Source organism: Clostridium arbusti SL206 (assembly GCF_000246895.1).
Lineage (GTDB): Bacteria > Bacillota > Clostridia > Clostridiales > Clostridiaceae > Clostridium_I > Clostridium_I arbusti.
This window is the reverse complement of sequence record NZ_BAEV01000013.1, coordinates 1-18,115: the sequence shown is the minus strand read 5'-3', so window position 1 is coordinate 18,115 and position 18,115 is coordinate 1. Positions and strand designations below refer to the sequence as shown.

Genomic DNA, 18,115 nt, shown 5'->3' with positions numbered 1-18,115 from the left:
AAATTACCTGCTTTTTTTTATAAAATTTCTTGTTATTTAAGATCACCAAATCTATTAAAAGGATATATTATAAATCTAGCTTTACCTTCTATATCAGACCAATCAATATAAGAATTTTGCCAATATCTAGAGTCCAGTGAGTTATTTCTATTATCTCCCAGAAAAAAATAATGGCCTTCTGGTACTTTAAAAGTACCACTTTTCCCACCACTATTCATAACATATGGTTGATCTATCTTTTTACCATTAACATATACTTCTCCACCATCATCAACTTTAACAGTATCATTTGGAAGACCAATAAGTCTCTTTATTAACTCCTCATTTAGTTCTTTTGATTTAAATACTACTATATCTCCACGTTTAAGACTATTCTTACTATAAATTCTTGTTACAATTATCTGATCATTATCTTTTATGGTTGGATACATAGATGCTGTGGGAACCATTATTTTAAAAAATAAAAATTGCCTTATTAATACTGCTAATATTATTGCAACAAGTATAGGAATTATGTAATCATTAAAAATTTTTTTTGCTTTCATTTTTCTCCTCCAAATTATTCTTTTAATAAATTATTATAGTATATAAAGATTCATTGATATTGGTATAAATACATTTTATATTATTTTTGCCATTTTGTATAATTAAGGCATGTGAAAATAAATAGTAAGTCAAAGATGCGACGAGTATTTTGAATTGAGCAAGGAAGCAGGTGACCAGGATAGTGGGCTATCTGAGGGTTCTGCTGACGCAGTAGGATTCAAAATAGGCTAGCATACTGACTAGTTATTTATTTAAATATGCCTAATAGTAAAAAAACTGACTGCAAATTTCAGTCAGTATATGTAGGTACTGGATCCATATATTTCTAATGATTTATATTTATATATTATCCTGCTCACTTCTAGATTCTTTATAAAATTTTGAATTATATATTCTTCGTTTCTCTAATGACCATACAGGGTCAGATACCTCACCAGGATTAGTAGAATCCACAGCCTTTTTCATATCAAACATAGTAGCATCCATATCATCTAGGTAGTGAAGCATTTCAGCTTCAGGAAACATTGGCTTCTTAGGACTGCCATATTCTGGTTCATAATGATGAGATAATATCATATGTTGCAGCATCATTGAAATCTCTTTATCTGCTCCAACCTTATCTGCAGCTTCTTTTATTTTTTCAGTTCCCATAACTATATGCCCTAAAAGTTGACCCTCTATAGTATACTCTGAAACTATTCCAAGTTCTGAAGCATCCATTTCTTCTAGTTTAGCCATATCATGAAGAATTACCCCCGCATAGAGTAAATCAGTATTAATAAAGGTATATACCTTGCTAAGAGCATCTCCGGCTTTAAGCATAGTAGTTACATGATAGAGTAGTCCAGATCTTATAGAATGATGATTTTTCTTTGCAGCTGGGAAATTCATTATCTTATCTCCAGCTTTATCTATAATATAATTTACTATATCTTTTATATCTTTATTTTTTATTTTTCCTATATAATCTAACATAGTTATATACATGTCTTCTGCTTCATAGGGTGCCGATGGTACAAAATCTTTAACATCTACCCCATCTTCATCTATTGCTAATCTTATCTTATCTATTTTAAGTTGAAGATTATTTTGCCATTCTACTACTGATGCACGCACTTTTACAAGTTTATTTTCTTTATATAATTCTTCATCTTCACTAGAGGCATCCCAAAGTTTAGCACTTATCTCTCCAGTTTTATCTCCCACATTTAAATCAAGGAATTTCTTATTATTTGATGACATTCTGCTGGAAGCAGATTTTATAACATAAAAGCTATCTATTCTAATACCAGCTTTTAATTCATTTATTTGTTTAAAATCCAAAACAATCCCTCCATTTGACTTTATAATACTATTATTAGAATATCACAAAATACTGTTATGGTCTAATATTAGAAAATTTTTTATATAAAAAATGTCACTTAAAAAGTGACATTTTCTAAAATCATCTATGTTTTCTTCCAGTAACTAAATCTACTATGAATACAATTGCAGCTATAATGAGAAGCCAGTTAATTAATACTCCACCAATTCTAAGTAAAAGGCCCAAAATCCAAAATACTACAACTATTCCACCTATCCATCTAAGTAATGTCATATTAATCCCACCTTCCACTAATTTCTATTACATATTACTTAATTTAGAATATGTAATTTATATATTTTTATTCTTTTAAAAATTAAAATAGAATTTATTATTTTCATAATTACTTAGTTCAAAATATATACCCTTTAGTGATAATTATTATCTATTAACAATATATATTATCCACTTTTATCCTAACATATATGCAAAAATAATACAACAACTTTTAACATAATAAAAGAAATGATCTATATTTTACAGATCATTTCTTTTTAATGTATAATTATAAAATTTTAAAATAATTTTAATTTACCATATAGTACAAGCCGGCAAATCTCGTATACATTTTCCTGACATAGAATCTAAAATTATATCACCATTATTCACTACTATTTTTCCATTTACAATTACATAGGGTATTCCTTCTGGTTTGGCATCAGGCTCACCTACATCTGGAAACTGTGCTTTATCCCCTATAGTATCAATATCAAAAATCACTATATCAGCATCTGCTCCAACTTTCATTCTTCCTTTATTGCTTAGTCCTAACATATTGGCAGGAAATAATGTGCACTTTTCCACGGCTTTAATTAAAGAAAGATTTTTCCCCTCTCTAACCATTTTTCTAAAAAACCTTGGAAAAGTTCCTGCATTTTGGGGATGACCTTCACTAGTTAGACCTGTTGGACTAGGGCCAATATCAGATGAAAGTACAATATATTCCTTAGATAAAGCTTCATATATTTCTTCTTTTATTCCAGTAAAGCAAATAACATTATCATCTTTATGATATTTTCTAAGCTCATCATAAGTTTCCCTGGTCAATCTTTTACCTTTATATTTACCTGTAGCCACTAACAAGTCTTCGAATTTCCAGCCAAATCTTTTCATATATTCTTCATCATAAATTGTAGATCCAATAAATGTAGAAAATGCACTGTACATTCCACTATCTGCCGAAACCTTTACTCCTCTAGCTCTTGCTTTATCTAGCATATCTAAGGCTTCAGTCATAATACCCGTTCCATACTGATAGACAAAATGAGATACTAAAACATGGGCACCAGTTTTTTCTGATATTTCTATGGCATCTTCTAAAGAGGTCAGGTCATTTGGCAGATTCACATTAGTATGAATAGCTATAACTTTTCCATATTTTTCAGCAATACTACTTAAGGTCATTATCTCATCTTTTGAAGAACCAGGTGCATATTCAATTCCAAAGGATAGTCCTATAGCTCCTGACTGAAAAGATTTTCTAAGTAAATCAGCCATTTCTTTAATCTGCTCTTTTGTTGCTGCAACATAAGGGTCAGTAATTCCTACAGTCTCTCTTAATGTAAAAGAATGACCTATTAATTGAGCTTGATTAATAATAAATCCTCTTGAATCCTGTTCATCAAAGAATTTCTTTATATCCAATGGACCTCCACCACAATTCCCACCTACAGTGGTCGTAACGCCTTGTAGTACTGCAAGCTTTCCACATGGAACGGATCCGTCAATATGGCCATGAATATCTATGAAACCTGGACTTACAATAAGTCCTGTAGCATCTATATCTATATTTCCGCATATATTTTCATTGGTGATTTTAGCTATTTTATTACCAATAATTGCAATATTACCTTTTTCAATGGATTCTTGTTCTACATCTACAATATTTCCATTTTTTATTACCAAGTCATAAATATTCATATCCTCACTTCCTATAAATTATTGCTGTTTAAATTCAGACCAAATTGAATCATATTGCTTTGTAACATTACCTACATCCTGAAGATTCTTAGCCTTTTTAAATTCATCCTGTGGAACATAAACAGCTTTGTTATTTAAATATTCCTTTGACATATATTTTTTAGCTGCTGTATTTGTACTTATATACTCTATATTATTAGTTATATCATTATTTACTTTACCGTCAAGTAAAAAGTTTATAAATTTTTCTGCATTTTCTTTGTGTGGAGCCTTTACAGGTACTACAAAATTATCCTCTTCAAACTGCATTCCCTCTTCAGGGTAAACAATTTTAAGCTTTGGATTTCCCTTTAATGCAGCAGATGCTTGTGATCCCCACATAACTCCTATGGATGTATCCCCACTTATCAAACTATTATGAGGAGTATCTGCATCAAATACCTTAACATTTGGTTTTAAATTTTTAAGTTCTGCCTTTGCCTGATCAAGCTTTGTAGGATCAGTTTCATTTATACTATAACCTAGCTTAGTTAATGCCATACCTATTACAGATCTAGGATCATCTAAAAGTACTTCTGAACCTTTTAGAGATGGATCCCATAAATCCTTAATTCCTTTAATATCCTTTTTTACTTTATCAGGATTATATACAATCATCTGGCTACCAAGACTATATGGTATAGAATACTTATTGTCTTTATCATAATATTGATTTAAATAAGTAGAGTCTACATTTTTATAATTAGGAATATTAGATTTATTTATGGGCTGTATTAACACTTCTTTCTGTTTACCCATAACCTGTACCATATAATCAGCACAAATTATTACATCATACTGAGATCCCTTTACAGCTTGAAGTTTTGCTAACATTTCTTCATTAGTAGAAAAGTTGCTGTAATTAACCTTAATTCCAGTCTGCTTTTCAAATTGATTAATTACATCATCTGGTACATAATTGGCCCAGGTAAAAAGATTTACTACTTTTTCACCACTATTCTTAGAGGTAGAAGATGTCTTATTTGAGCAGCCTGCAAAAGACAACATAGCTACTAAAAATATTAGTAAAATACTAAGAGTTTTTAATAATTTCTTTGACATGAAAATCACTCCTAAAGTTTTATTTTTGAACTTTTAGTTTTACGGTTTGAGAAACAATTAAAACTAAAAAAGTTATACCTAACATTACAGTACATATTGCATTTATTTCTCCAGAAAGTCCAAATCTCAGCATTGAAAATATCTTTATAGGTAGAGTAGTGCTTTCTGGTCCTCCAACGAAAAAGTTTATAATTACATCGTCTAAAGACAATGCAAAAGCTAACATAGCTCCTGATATTACTGCTGGAAAAATTATGGGCAAAGTTACTGTTCTAAAAACTGTAAAATCACTAGCTCCTAAATCCATAGCTGCCTCTTCAATTGAAGAATCAAATCCTGACAGCCTTGCTCTAACATTGATTAAAACGAATGGCATACAAAAAGTTGTATGTGCAAGTACCAATGTAAATATTCCAAAAGTCATTTGAAGCATAGAAAAATATACTAATAAAGAAATACCCATTATTATTTCTGGTATAACTATGGGTATATATAATAATAAGTTTACTACACCTTTGCCCTTAAACTTATATTTATGTAATCCAATGGCCCCAATTGTTCCAATAATCGCTGAAAGTATTGTACTAAAAAATGCTATTGTCAAACTATTTTTTATAGCAATTAGTACATCATCATCATTAATTAATCTTTTGTACCAATCAAAAGTAAACCCTGTCCATACAGCATTGCTTTTTGATGCATTAAATGAATATACTATTATAACTATTATAGGAATATACAAAAATGCAAATATAAATAATATATATAAACGTGATAATCTTTTTAACGCTTTTGTTCCCATCAAAAAACCTCCATATCAACCTTTTTCCCAACTATTTTTATATATAAACCTATTAATATAAGTGAAATAACAATCATTACAATTGAAAGTGCTGCTCCAAAAGGCCAATCTCTTGATTGTAAAAACTGATTTCTTATTAAATTACCAATCAACATTATTTGACTTCCACCCATCAAATCTGGTATAAAAAACAATCCTACTGATGGTATAAACACAAGTATACATCCAGCCATTATTCCTGACATAGTAAGTGGAATTGTCACAGTTGAAAAAGCTTTTAATCTACTAGCCCCAAGATCCTTGGCCCCCTCAATATAACTTCTATCTAATTTTCCAATAGAATTATATAGTGGAAGTACCATAAATGGGAACATGGTATATACCATACCCACAAGCACTGCTCCATAACTGTACAGCATTTTTAATGGTTCCTTAATTATACCTGATAGTATGAGAAAATGATTTATAATTCCTTCAGTTCTTAAAAGTATAATCCATCCATAGGTTCTTATAAGCGAATTAGTCCAAAATGGTACAATTATAATTATTAATACTAAAACACTAAACTTTCTTGGTATCTTTGAAGCAAAATATGCAAAAGGGTATCCTAATATTAAAGTTAATGCCGTAGTGATAAAAGCAATTACTAGCGAATCAAAAAACACTTTAAAATATATAGGATTTTTCATTCTTACATAGTTCTCAATAGTTGGAGTATAAACAATTCCTCCATCTACTCCTCTTTGCATAAAACTTATAAATATTATATATAAAAGTGGTATTGCTACAAAAATCAACATCCATAGTGCAATAGGAACTGTTGTTACTGCTTTTGATACATATGTTCCATTCTTCTTCATATAACCGTTCACCTATCCTTCTTTAACAATTGCCATGTCCTCTGGATTCCAAAAAAGCCATACTTTTTGTCCAATTTTAGGAATACCTGATTTTTTACCATAGTTATAAATAAGTATTTCTTGTCCATCTTCTAGTGTGGCAATTGTTTTTATTAAAGAACCCATATACGCATGTTCCTTAATATTAGCTTTAAGGCTAAAGGCCTTTTCTTCTATGGAATATTTCATATTTTCTGGTCGTATTGATATATAAACATCCTTTTCATTGGTAGATAAACTTATGCTATCAATATTCATAATTTTATTGCCAATTGCTATAGAAAATTTATCTTTATCAACTTTCTCAATAGAAACTTTAATTAAATTTGACTCTCCTATAAATCCCGCTACAAATTTTGTTTTAGGTCGTTCATATATATCTTCTGGAGTACCTATTTGTTCAATAATTCCCTTGTTCATTACTGCAATTCTATCTGACATATTAAGAGCTTCTTCTTGGTCATGAGTTACATAAATAAAAGTTATACCTAGCTTTTTTTGAAGCCTTTTTAATTCTACTTGCATTTGCTTTCTCAATTTTAAATCTAAAGCCCCTAAAGGTTCATCTAGAAGTAGTACCTTTGGTCTATTTATTAAAGCTCTTGCTATAGCCACTCTTTGCTTTTGCCCACCGCTCAGTTGACTGGGTTTTCTCTTCTCGTAACCACTAAGCTGAACTAAATTAAGCATATCATTTACTCTTTTACTAATTTCTTTTTTATTTATATTTTTAATTTTAAGACTGTAGGCAATATTATCAAATACTGTCATATGCGGGAAAAGTGCATAATTTTGAAATACAGTATTCACATTTCTCTCATGAGGCTGTTTATTTTCAACATGTTTATTTTCCAATAAAATACTACCATTACTTGGATGTTCAAAACCAGCTATCATTCTTAGTGTAGTAGTTTTTCCGCATCCACTTGGTCCTAAAAGCGTTAAAAATTCTCCTCTTTTTATCTTTAAGGATATATTATCCACTACTTTTAAATTATCAAATTTTTTACCAATTCTATCTATATCTAATATAATATCAGACAATTTTTCTTCCCCCCAACTATTAATGACTCTTACTTAGTGGAAGTTTGGAGCCACACTAAGTTTAAATTAATTATCCAACAATTAATCATCGGATAAAATATTCCTTAGCTTTCATATCTAAGTCCTAGGAATTAAATTTATTATAATCTCATAAAAGCTATATGTCAATTAATACCTATAAGCTATTATATCACTAATATATTCTATATTAAATGTATAAAATAGTAAGATAATGTTTATATACTTAATTTCAGCTTGTTTTTAGACACAATTTTACAAAAAACAAAGAAAAAACGCGATAAAATCCCGTTCTATCTAACAATATAATTATCCTATTCTTACACATCTCATGGATATGGAGGCATTCTGTATACCCTCATGAATAAAATTCACACTATCATCTTCACCTTGCATAGCTTCAACATATAAAAGTGGTAAATAGTGTTCATTTGTTGGTAATGCTAATTGTGCGACTTTCCTTATTTCCTTATAATCAATTAACTTCTTATATTCATTATTATTTATAGCTACTCTTACATATTCATCAAATTCCATTGCCCAATTGTAGGGATTGGCATCTATTTCCTGTTCCATTTCCATTAGATTATGCACTATGTTTCCACTACCTATAATAAGTATTCCTTTTTCTCTAAGCTTATATAGCTTTTTCCCCAAGTTATAATGATATTCTTCATCTCCTAGTACATTTAAACTCATCTCAATTACAGGTATATCTGCCTTTGGGTACATATGCAACAATACAGCCCAGGCTGCATGATCAAGGCCCCAACTATCAGTACTTTTTATATCTTCATCATTTAATTCCTGCAATATAATTTCACAATATTTTTTAGAACCCTTTGGTTCATATTTTATGTTATATAATTCTTCAGGAAATCCATAAAAGTCATAAATTTGACGTGGTTTATCTGCTCCCGTAATATAGGTTCCTCTAGTTTGCCAATGAGCTGAAACTACAAGTATAGCTTCAGGTCTTTCAAAGCTTTCTCCAAGCTTTCCTAGCATCCTTGTATAAGAATTATCTAATACTGCATTCATAGGACTTCCGTGTCCAATAAATAAAGCTGGTAATTTTTCTTTCATATATCATTCTCCTCTTATTTAAAAGTTTCTAGTAGTTAATCATTAGCTTTATTTTTACTAAGAAACTCTGTAAAAATATTAGCTACTTTACCTAAGCTTTCTATGCTTTCCTCTAAATTATTGTCTACTTCTAAAGAATGTTGTGCATTATCTATCAATGTCAAATCCACATTATCATAATCTTTTATAACCTGTACATTTTCTTGGGTAAATATAGGATCTTTGGTTCCTACAATAACAGAACACTTACTATTACTTATATGCTCCATAGTAGTTGGTGTAGGTGTTAAATATAAGGATCTAACATTATCGTATCCTATTATATTTGCAATATTTCCTGCTATTTCACCGCCAATACTTTTACTGGTAAAATATATATTGTCATAATTTTTACTACTACAATTTTTAATTACTTGTAAAACCTCCTTGGCTATAATTTTAATTATTTCTTTACCCATATCCTTTTTTGATAACTTAAATCCATATCTAATGCATAGTACATCATAATCCTCAATAGTTGCTGCCTTTCTTGCATAGTGCAGTAAAGGTTTTTCACAGCTATAATTAACTCCTGGAAATAATACTACTAATGAATTATCTTTATTTTCATTGCAGTAAAAATCATTAATTACATCATAACCACTGGATGAAGTAATCTTTATAGGTATAAACTTAAACACAAAATCCCCTTCTTTTGAAGCAAGTTCTTAATTCAGGTGGGGATTCTTTTACCCCATCTGAATTTTAGAACTGCGAATGCATGGCTTACTTGGCGTTGGACTCCCACTTTCACAGAGTGCGTGGGAGTCTTACACCAAGTTAGTCAGGTTAAATAATTTATTTTAATTATATCATAGCCCTTAAAGGTTATGAATACATCTAAAAATATTTTCAATGACTGAAAAGCAGGGATTTATCACTAAATTAAACTCAGTGATAAATCCCTGTTTGTATACTATTAAAATATAAAGTTCCCATTTTTAAATACTATCACATCTTCTCCATTGTCCTTAATTCCAGTTATATTTAAATCTGATGTTCCCACCATAAAATCTACATGTTCCATGGAATTGTTTGCACCAATATTTTTTAATTCTTCTTTTGTCATGTTTTCTCCATTTTCTATGCATACTGGATAAGCTTCTCCTATAGCTAAATGACAAGATGCATTTTCATCAAATAAAGTATTATAAAATAATATATTTGAATTGGAAATAGGAGAGTCATAGGGAACTAGTGCCACTTCTCCAAGATATTTGCTTCCCTCATCCGTATCTATAAGGCTCTTTAAACTATCATAACCTTTCTTTGCAGTAAAATCTATAATCTCTCCCTCTTTAAATGTAATTGAAAAATCTTCAATCAAATTGCCCCTATAATTTAGCGGCTTTGAACTTACTACAATACCATTTACTCCAGTCCTTTTAGGCAATGTAAACACTTCTTCCGTAGGTATGTTTGCTACAAATTCAATATTTTCAGGTGTATATGATGATCCCCCAAGCCATAGGTGCTTTTCAGGAAGTTCTATTTTCAAATCCGTACCTATAGAATTTTTATAATGAAGATATTTAAAATTATTCTCATTTAAGAAATCCATACTTTTTTTCAAATTATTTTTGTGCTTTTCCCATGAGGCTACAGGATCTTCTACATCTGCCCGCACTGCCTTAAATATAGCACTCCAGAGTTTTTCCACTGCCTCATCTTCAGTTGCATTTTGGAATACTTTTTTTGCCCAAGCTTTAGTAGGTACAGATACCACGCACCATACATTTTTATCGCTCATAAGTCTTTCTCTATATTCCTTTAATGCAATACTTCCCGCTTTGTTTGCCTTCATAATTCTCTCAGGTTTTACTTCTTTCATAAGCTCAGGATCTGAAGCTGAAATACTTAAAAATGCAGCCCCTTCTTTTGCATAAGATACAAAAAGCTCTTTTCTCCAACTGGGAAATTCATCAAAAATATCTTCTGGTGCATTTAAATATTTAATCTTTGAGAGCAATTCATCATTCCAGTTAACAACTACATCCTTAGCACCTTCTTTGTAAGCTATTTCTGAAACTTCTCTAGTAAATTCTGCACATTCTATTGGAGAATTAATAACAAGGACTTGATTTTTTTGAATATTGATACCTTCTTTAACTATAAGACTAGCGTATTTTTTGAAAAAATTATTATTCATAGTAAAACCCCTCTCTATTAATTTTTGCTATAAAATAAATCTTATTCTAACCCTTCTATAGTAAAATTATACCATAAGAATTTCATCGCAATTTATCCTAATTTGTTTATATGCTTTAATCTACGCTATCCAACTTTAAATTCATTTATCTTTTAAACCTAAACACCTAAAATTCTGCTGCTAAATTTTTTAGTTCTTCATCACAAGTTCTATAAATAGTCCATTCATCCATTGATTTAGCTCCCATTTGTTTATAAAATTTTATAGATGGTTCATTCCAATCAAGACAAGACCATTCAAATCTACCACATTTTCTTTCAATTGCTAATTTAGCTAAAAATGAAAGCATTACTTTGCCAAAACCTTTACCTCTCATTTCAGGCTTTATGTATAAATCCTCCAAGTATATTCCTGGTCTTCCCAAAAATGTAGAGAAGTTATGAAAAAACAATGCAAAACCTATAGGTTCACCATTGAATTCTTCAATTATAACTTCTGCCATTTTCTTTTCAAATAAGAATTCTTTAAGTATATCTTCCGTAGCCATAACTTGGTCAGATAAATTTTCATATTTAGCAAGTCCCTTAATAAAGTCAAAAATTACTCCTGTATCTTTTTTATCAGCGAACCTTAAAGTAAAACCTTTAATTTTTGTTTCTATTACTGTATTCATAAACCCTTCACCTTCTAATTCTTATATTTTTCATGTTTTATTTTAAATTAAAAAACATCCCATACAATAGAATGAGATGTTTTTTATATTAAAAACTTTCTACAAAGACCTCAAAATGAGCTGTTGGATGTGCACAGGCAGGACAAGATTTTGGTGCACTTTCTCCTGTATATATATAACCACAATTATTACATTTCCACTTTATAACTTTATCTTTTTTAAATACTGTTCCATTTTCTACATTGTTAAGAAGCTCTCTATATCTTGCCTCATGATGTTGTTCAACTTCAGAAATTCGTTTAAATACTATAGAAATTTCATCAAAACCTTCTTCCGCAGCAGCCCTTGCAAATTCTGGATAAAGTTCAGACCATTCTTCATTTTCTCCATTTGCAGCTGAAAGTAAATTTAACTTAGTATCTCCTAAAGCCACTGGATAAGCAGCCTCAGTAATGTTTACAGGTTCATTACTAAAACTTTCAGCTAAAAATTTAAAAAATCGTTTAGCATGCTCCTTTTCATTATCAGCAGTTTCTAAAAATATATTAGAGATTTGTACATATCCTTCCTTTTTAGCCACAGACGCATAATACGTATATCTATTTCTAGCCTGTGATTCACCGGCAAAGGCCTTAAGTAAGTTTTCAGCAGTCTTTGTCCCCTTTAAAGATTCCATATAAATCTCTCCTTTTCATTAAATTTATAATAATATAATACATTTTTTATAGCTTGTACAAAATGTATTATATTATATAGTATAATACATTTTTCACCAAAATTCAAAGAGTATATGTATATAACCAGCAATATTTAACAACGTTTTCATTAATATAATTTGTAAAATTATATTAATATTTCTTTTAATTCATCAATATTTTTTACTATATAATTAGGGTTTTCCCCTTTTAATTCTATAATTGACCCATATCCATACAGCACTCCTACCGAATCAATTTCTGCTTCTTTTGCTCCAATGATGTCGTATTTTCTATCTCCAACCATAATTATTTTATTTTTAGCTTCACATTTATATTGTTTTAATGCATAAGAAATCACTTCCCCTTTTCTGCTTTGTGTCCCATCCAAATTACTTCCAGCTACAAAGTCAAAATACTTATCTATTTTAAAGTGTTTTAATATTCTTTCTGCAAAAATACTAGGCTTTGATGTAGCTACAATTAATTTTTTCTTCTTACTGTAAAGTTCTTCAAGCAATTCAATTATACCTTTATATACATAGTTTTCAAATATACCTTTATCAGAAAAATATTCTCTATATTTTTCTATTGCAATAGCTGCGTCAGCATCCTTAAAATTGTAATATTCTTTAAAAGAATCTTTAAGTGGTGGACCAATGAATTTTTCTAGATTATCAAGATTATTTTCAAATATGCCAAAGCGCTTTAATGAATATTGTATAGATTTTGTAATACCTAATTTGGGATCAGTTAAGGTACCATCTAAATCAAACAAAATAGTATTGTAAATTTCTTTCATGTTAACCTCCTCAATGACTTCATTCCTCGTATATTCCAATATCAGATTAGCTAGGGAATATTTAATCATCATATACTGTAAAAGTTATTACTTTTTTATATTTTACCACATACTTTAAAATAATAGAGTTAGACAAATCATTATTTTGTATTTTTATCTTTAGTCATATCAGTAAAAATAATAACAATATTGTCAATTGTATTATGCTACTTATTATAATAAGTTGATACCTACACTAGTTTATTTTATAAGCATACTTCATAAAAGCAACTAATTTTTTCTTCACCTTTATAGTGTCGACCTCATAATATGTACTACCATGAAAACCTTATAGTTAAATTACTACTAATATTACTTTATACATCTTTTTCAAAGTATAAGTACTATATAAATTAAGAGGGAGTGATAATAATACAATGGGAGTAAAAAATTATAAACTTAATGATGATAAAATTTATTTTAACGGAGGATGTATACAGGTTAAGCTCTTTAATATAGTCGCCATATCTACTAAAATAGTATACAACAAAGAAGGAGATCACGATCCAAATGGATTAATGTACGTTTTGAAAGAAAATGAAAATATTTTAAGAGAAGAAGTAAAAAAAATCCATCTACACCTGTAGATATTGTACAGCCTTTAGTAATAAGAGCAAATTTAGGAGATATAGTGATTATAGATTTTGAAAACAAATTGGACAGACCTGCATCTATTCACATTCAAAACGTAGACTATAATGTTTTACATTCAGATGGTGCCTCTATAGGTTTTAATCCTGATACCACAACTAGGAGAAAAATAAGATATAGATGGGTCGCTGATAAGGAAGGTATATTTTTCTTTAATGACATGGCCGACACTAGAAGTTCTGAAAAATCCACAAATGTTCATGGACTCTTTGGTGCACTAATAGTTGAACCTGTGGGAGCAACATGGACAGACCCTATAACAGGTAAAAATATTAAAAGCGGTTTATATGCAGATATACACCATCCAGCACAACCTGACTTTAGAGAATATACTACAATCTTTCATGATGAACCAGAAATAAAAGATATTAATGGTAATCAACCTATGAATCATGAAACAGGAATGCCAGAATCAACAATGCCTATAAATTACAGAGCAGAACCTATGAGAAATCGTCATCCTCAGGGCACAGGAGGAGTTGGTGAGGAAGTAGCCTTAAGTTCATGGGCTTTTGGTGATCCTTCTACACCAGTATTACGTGCCTATAAAGGTGACCCTGCTAAAATTAGAGTAATTCATGCTGGTATAAAAGAAACTCACGTATTCCATCTTCATAATCATCAATGGAAATTGGAACCTAATGATCCTAAATCCACTATAATTGACTCCATATCCTTTAGTCCTCAACAAAGTTTTACTATTGAACCTTTATTTGGAGCAGGAAGCTTAAACGGATGTATAGGTGACGTCATATGGCATTGTCATCTTTACCCTCATTTTGCTGAAGGAATGTGGGGACTATGGAGAATACTTGACAGACTGGAAGATGGAACAAGCGTACTTCCAGATGGTACTCGTGTACCTGCTTTGATTCCACTACCAGATAGAACGCCTCCATTGCCCCAAGACGATGAGCACCCCGGATTTCCACGATTTGTAGCCGGAGAAGTTGGTAAAAAGGCCTTTAAACCACCACTTGGAATAGTTAATGGTAGAGGCCCAACAGCTTTAGAAGAAGCAAACTTTGTGCCAAATGCGAAGCCAGGAGCTTTATATTCTAATCCCTGTCCACCAGATGCAGTTACTAAAGTTTTTGAAGTAGTGGCCATACAAGTTCCTATAAAATATAATAAGGAATGCTGGCATGACCCTGAAGGAAGGATATTTGTTCTAAAAGAAGATGAAGAAGCAGTTAGAAGTGGTAAAAAAGAACCAGAACCTTTTGTTATAAGAGCAAATGTAGGAGATTGTATAGAAATTAGACTTACAAATAAGCTTCCTGAAACAATAGGTGGAAATGCCTTTCAATTGAAGACTAAAACCACTGAGGCTGGTTGGCATATACACCTAGTTAAATTTGATGGCATTGTTTCTGATGGTGGTGCTAATGGCTGGGATGACGATTCCTCTGCTAATTTTGGTGATACACTTATTGAACGATTCTATGCTGATACAGAACTGAGAACAATATTCTTCCACGATCACTTATTTCCAAGTGCTCATCAACAGCATGGATTATTTGGTGCCTTAATTATTGAACCCTCTAACTCCACTTTTCACGATCCTAAAACTGGTAAAAAAATGAAAAGTGGAACTAAGGCAATAATAAAAAGACCTGGAGAACCTGACTTTAGAGAGTTTGTTCTTGCAGTTCATGATTTTGCACTTCTTTTTGATAAAGATGGTAAACCTTTAAATCCACCACCCTTTCCAGGATCTCAGAATGATCCAGGTGTTATGGGTATAAACTATAAAAACAAGCCTTTTCAGTTTCGTAAAGGCGATCCTGCTTATGTTTTTAGCTCCTATGTACACGGTGATCCCGTTACACCTCTCCTTGAAACTTATGAAGGGGACCCAATACGAATAAGACTATTTGATGGTGCACATGAAGAACAACATTCTTTTAATCTCAATGGCTTAAGATGGCGAAAGGAACCTACTGATCCAGTATCTCCTCTTGTTCAGGCACAAACTTTAGGTATATCAGAAGCCTTCAATATAGAAATAAATGAAGATTATAAAAAGGGGGATTATTTGTATTATTTAGGAGGAATTGATGACTTATGGCTTGGTTTATGGGGAATATTAAGAGTTCATAAAGAGAAAGTTGCTCACCTGTTGCCTCTTGATGATAGACCATTACCTCCAATGAGAACAGAATCCTTACCTTGTAAAACAGGCAATCCGCCACCTAAAGCAAAATGCCCTACTCATATATGTCCTAAGTATGCTAACACAAGAAAATTTGATGTTGTTGCTATACAAAAGGATATTGTATACAATAAATTTGGAGATCATGATCCAAATGGTTTGATGTTTGTATTAGCAGAACATGAAAAAGCTATTATTAATGGAGTTATTAAACCCAAACCATTAATATTACGAGCAAATGCAGGAGATTGCATAGAAGTAACCTTAAAGAACCACATTTTTAAACCACTAATACAGGATAAACACCCTGAGGTTCCCGTAGAAGCACCTTTTCCCCCATCAAATAGAGTTTCTCTTCATGCACAATTACTAAAATACGATGTTTTAAACTCTGATGGAGCAACAGTAGGTTTCAACTATGATCAAAGCATTGCTCCAGGTGAAAGTATAACCTACAGATGGTTTGCTGACTCAGAATTGGGTACCTGTACCCTTACTGGCTTTGGAGATATACGAAACCACAGACATCACGGTCTCTTCGGTACTATTATAATCGAACCTTTAGGCTCTAAATATATCAATCCAAAAACTGGTAACGAAGTAAAAAATGGTTATCTAGAAGAAATAGTGATATCCAATCCAGGCATACCAGACTTTAGAGAATTTGTAGTGTTTATGCAAGATGGCATAAGCCTATATGATAAAAATAATAAACCAATACCAGATCCTGTTGACGTAGGACATGGTGCAGCTCATCCAGCTCCAGCTAACCAAGGACATGATGTAGCTCGTCTAGATTTTGAGGACCAAGGTCAAAAGGGAATTAACTATAGATCTGAACGTTTTGAGAACCGTTTAAAAAAAGACCCTAGAGTGCATCTTGTAATGAGTTCAAAAATTCATGGTGATCCAGCAACTCCTGTTTTTAACTCCTACCCTGGTGATCCTGTAAGAATAAGACTCCTTATGCCAGCAGACAAGCCAAGAAATCACAGTTTTGTATTGCATGGGCATTCTTGGAAAGCTCAATATTCTGACCCATTTTCTAATATTATATCCGTACAAGGAGCAATAAGTATTGGTAATGTATTTAATATTAGCCTAGAAAATGGAGCAAATGAAAATCCAGGTGATTATTCCTATAGATCTGGAATATTCCGTTGGGATGTAGAATTAGGTATGTGGGGAATATTTAGAATTTTTGATGAGATTCTTGAAAATTTAATAGTTATAAATGAAAATAATCATTTTCATAAAAAACACAGTTAGCGTTATGTGAATTTATATATTCTCAAAAATAATAAAGTATTGGTGAAAAGTCTGTTAATAATAGTCATAAAAATGGGATTTAGTACTAAAAATATCTTTATTTTTAGTACTAAATCCTTTATTGAACCTTCTTTTCACACTTTATTAGTTTAGTTGTCTTTTAGGTTTAGAAACTAAGTAATGTACAGCCACTATCAATATATATGCGTAAAAGAATATTTGAATTATAAAGACATAACTTACTTTTGCTCCACCAGCAAAACCTATTATATAAGTTAAAAAAGTAGCTCCAAGATTATTAAAAATTGTTACAATAGCCGATGCAGCTGGAACATATGATTTTTCTACACGTTGTATAATATATCCTTGAAGAGCAGGATACATTAAAGCCATAGATATACCAAGAATTGCAATTCCTATAATAGCTTGAATTTTGCTTTTTCCTGAAAGTATAATTAATATACCTATTACTGAAACTGCAGGAGCTATAGCAAGGAATCTTAGTTGTCCTACCTTTTCTAAAAATTTATCTCCTAAAGCTCTTCCCAATGTAAAGAGAATCCAAAAACTAGAAAGTATAGTTGGCACGTCTGTTTTACTAAGTCCATAGTAATTTTCAAGAAAAGTTCCAGTCCAGTTTGTTGTTGATATTTCTGCTCCTACATAAAAGAAAACTGCAAGAGATAATAATAGCACCAATGGATTTTTTAGCAATGAGAAAGTATTATTACACTTAGAATCCCTTTCACAAGAAGTATGAATATCAGCCTTCCATGAAATAATAACAAATACAGCAACGCAAACTATATGAATAATATAAGTATAATTAAAACTTATGTTATTTTTCAAAATAAGTCTATCTAT

The 18,115-nt window shown here is 31.0% G+C and carries 17 protein-coding genes; 2 read left to right on the top strand and 15 right to left on the bottom strand.

All coding sequences use genetic code 11. The features are described 5' to 3' along the window. Nucleotides 1-32: 32 nt before the first annotated feature. The 14 genes from lepB to RH99_RS03990 form a co-directional block, all read right to left on the bottom strand. Nucleotides 33-545, bottom strand: a complete 513-nt coding sequence (gene lepB, locus RH99_RS04050) for a signal peptidase I (protein WP_010234313.1) — start codon at nt 543-545, stop codon at nt 33-35. Nucleotides 546-885: 340 nt separating this feature from the next. Next, nucleotides 886-1,869: a 3'-5' exoribonuclease YhaM family protein gene (locus RH99_RS04045; protein WP_010234309.1), complete on the bottom strand. Its 984-nt coding sequence runs from the start codon at nt 1,867-1,869 to the stop codon at nt 886-888. Between the two features lie 121 nt (nt 1,870-1,990). Continuing rightward, the gene (locus tag RH99_RS18900; RefSeq protein ID WP_010234306.1) at nt 1,991-2,143 is read right to left on the bottom strand and encodes a lmo0937 family membrane protein; all 153 of its coding nucleotides are present in this window, start codon (nt 2,141-2,143) and stop codon (nt 1,991-1,993) included. A gap of 297 nt (nt 2,144-2,440) precedes the next feature. Further along, on the bottom strand, nt 2,441-3,829 hold the full coding sequence (locus tag RH99_RS04040) for an N-acyl-D-amino-acid deacylase family protein (RefSeq protein ID WP_010234303.1): 1,389 nt from the start codon (nt 3,827-3,829) through the stop codon (nt 2,441-2,443). A gap of 18 nt (nt 3,830-3,847) precedes the next feature. Further along, nucleotides 3,848-4,930, bottom strand: a complete 1,083-nt coding sequence (locus tag RH99_RS04035; RefSeq protein ID WP_010234301.1) for a polyamine ABC transporter substrate-binding protein — start codon at nt 4,928-4,930, stop codon at nt 3,848-3,850. A 19-nt stretch (nt 4,931-4,949) separates the two neighbouring features. Beyond that, on the bottom strand, nt 4,950-5,732 hold the full coding sequence (locus RH99_RS04030) for an ABC transporter permease (protein WP_010234299.1): 783 nt from the start codon (nt 5,730-5,732) through the stop codon (nt 4,950-4,952). Then, nucleotides 5,732-6,592, bottom strand: a complete 861-nt coding sequence (locus RH99_RS04025; RefSeq protein ID WP_010234296.1) for an ABC transporter permease — start codon at nt 6,590-6,592, stop codon at nt 5,732-5,734. The genes RH99_RS04030 and RH99_RS04025 overlap by 1 nt, the downstream gene beginning before the upstream one ends. A gap of 12 nt (nt 6,593-6,604) precedes the next feature. After that, nucleotides 6,605-7,675: an ABC transporter ATP-binding protein gene (locus RH99_RS04020; protein WP_010234294.1), complete on the bottom strand. Its 1,071-nt coding sequence runs from the start codon at nt 7,673-7,675 to the stop codon at nt 6,605-6,607. A gap of 327 nt (nt 7,676-8,002) precedes the next feature. Continuing rightward, entirely contained in the window at nt 8,003-8,779 is a 777-nt protein-coding gene (gene ygiD / locus RH99_RS04015) for a 4,5-DOPA-extradiol-dioxygenase (RefSeq protein WP_010234291.1), read from the bottom strand. A gap of 35 nt (nt 8,780-8,814) precedes the next feature. Continuing rightward, entirely contained in the window at nt 8,815-9,459 is a 645-nt protein-coding gene (locus RH99_RS04010; RefSeq protein ID WP_010234288.1) for an alpha/beta hydrolase, read from the bottom strand. A gap of 278 nt (nt 9,460-9,737) precedes the next feature. Beyond that, nucleotides 9,738-10,967 carry an aminopeptidase gene (locus RH99_RS04005; RefSeq protein ID WP_010234286.1) on the bottom strand — a complete coding sequence of 410 codons (1,230 nt, stop codon included), beginning with the start codon at nt 10,965-10,967 and terminating at the stop codon, nt 9,738-9,740. 166 nt (nt 10,968-11,133) lie between these two features. Beyond that, nucleotides 11,134-11,640, bottom strand: a complete 507-nt coding sequence (locus tag RH99_RS04000; protein ID WP_010234284.1) for a GNAT family N-acetyltransferase — start codon at nt 11,638-11,640, stop codon at nt 11,134-11,136. Between the two features lie 88 nt (nt 11,641-11,728). After that, nucleotides 11,729-12,316, bottom strand: coding sequence for a rubrerythrin (rbr, locus tag RH99_RS03995; RefSeq protein WP_010234282.1), 588 nt, complete (start codon nt 12,314-12,316; stop codon nt 11,729-11,731). A 167-nt stretch (nt 12,317-12,483) separates the two neighbouring features. Further along, nucleotides 12,484-13,137, bottom strand: coding sequence for an HAD family hydrolase (locus tag RH99_RS03990; RefSeq protein WP_010234280.1), 654 nt, complete (start codon nt 13,135-13,137; stop codon nt 12,484-12,486). Nucleotides 13,138-13,553: 416 nt separating this feature from the next. Between RH99_RS03990 and RH99_RS19610 the strand changes: the two genes are divergently transcribed. Beyond that, complete coding sequence (locus tag RH99_RS19610) at nt 13,554-13,763, top strand: hypothetical protein (RefSeq protein ID WP_010234278.1); 210 nt, start codon at nt 13,554-13,556, stop codon at nt 13,761-13,763. A gap of 44 nt (nt 13,764-13,807) precedes the next feature. After that, the gene (locus RH99_RS03985; RefSeq protein WP_010234276.1) at nt 13,808-17,251 is read left to right on the top strand and encodes a cupredoxin domain-containing protein; all 3,444 of its coding nucleotides are present in this window, start codon (nt 13,808-13,810) and stop codon (nt 17,249-17,251) included. Nucleotides 17,252-17,395: 144 nt separating this feature from the next. Here the strand turns inward: RH99_RS03985 and RH99_RS03980 are convergent. Next, on the bottom strand, nt 17,396-18,115 hold a 720-nt coding region (locus RH99_RS03980), incomplete at its 5' end, for an MFS transporter (protein ID WP_010234274.1).

Bases quoted from the DNA above. Each gene is read 5' to 3' on its own strand.
- lepB (WP_010234313.1), bottom strand. From the start codon at position 545: ATGAAAGCAAAAAAAATTTTTAATGATTACATAATTCCTATACTTGTT.
- RH99_RS18900 (WP_010234306.1), bottom strand. From the start codon at position 2,143: ATGACATTACTTAGATGGATAGGTGGAATAGTTGTAGTATTTTGGATT.
- RH99_RS04040 (WP_010234303.1), bottom strand. From the start codon at position 3,829: ATGAATATTTATGACTTGGTAATAAAAAATGGAAATATTGTAGATGTA.
- RH99_RS04035 (WP_010234301.1), bottom strand. From the start codon at position 4,930: ATGTCAAAGAAATTATTAAAAACTCTTAGTATTTTACTAATATTTTTA.
- RH99_RS04030 (WP_010234299.1), bottom strand. From the start codon at position 5,732: ATGGGAACAAAAGCGTTAAAAAGATTATCACGTTTATATATATTATTT.
- RH99_RS04025 (WP_010234296.1), bottom strand. From the start codon at position 6,592: ATGAAGAAGAATGGAACATATGTATCAAAAGCAGTAACAACAGTTCCT.
- ygiD (WP_010234291.1), bottom strand. From the start codon at position 8,779: ATGAAAGAAAAATTACCAGCTTTATTTATTGGACACGGAAGTCCTATG.
- RH99_RS04005 (WP_010234286.1), bottom strand. From the start codon at position 10,967: ATGAATAATAATTTTTTCAAAAAATACGCTAGTCTTATAGTTAAAGAA.
- RH99_RS04000 (WP_010234284.1), bottom strand. From the start codon at position 11,640: ATGAATACAGTAATAGAAACAAAAATTAAAGGTTTTACTTTAAGGTTC.
- rbr (WP_010234282.1), bottom strand. From the start codon at position 12,316: ATGGAATCTTTAAAGGGGACAAAGACTGCTGAAAACTTACTTAAGGCC.
- RH99_RS03990 (WP_010234280.1), bottom strand. From the start codon at position 13,137: ATGAAAGAAATTTACAATACTATTTTGTTTGATTTAGATGGTACCTTA.
- RH99_RS19610 (WP_010234278.1), top strand. From the start codon at position 13,554: ATGGGAGTAAAAAATTATAAACTTAATGATGATAAAATTTATTTTAAC.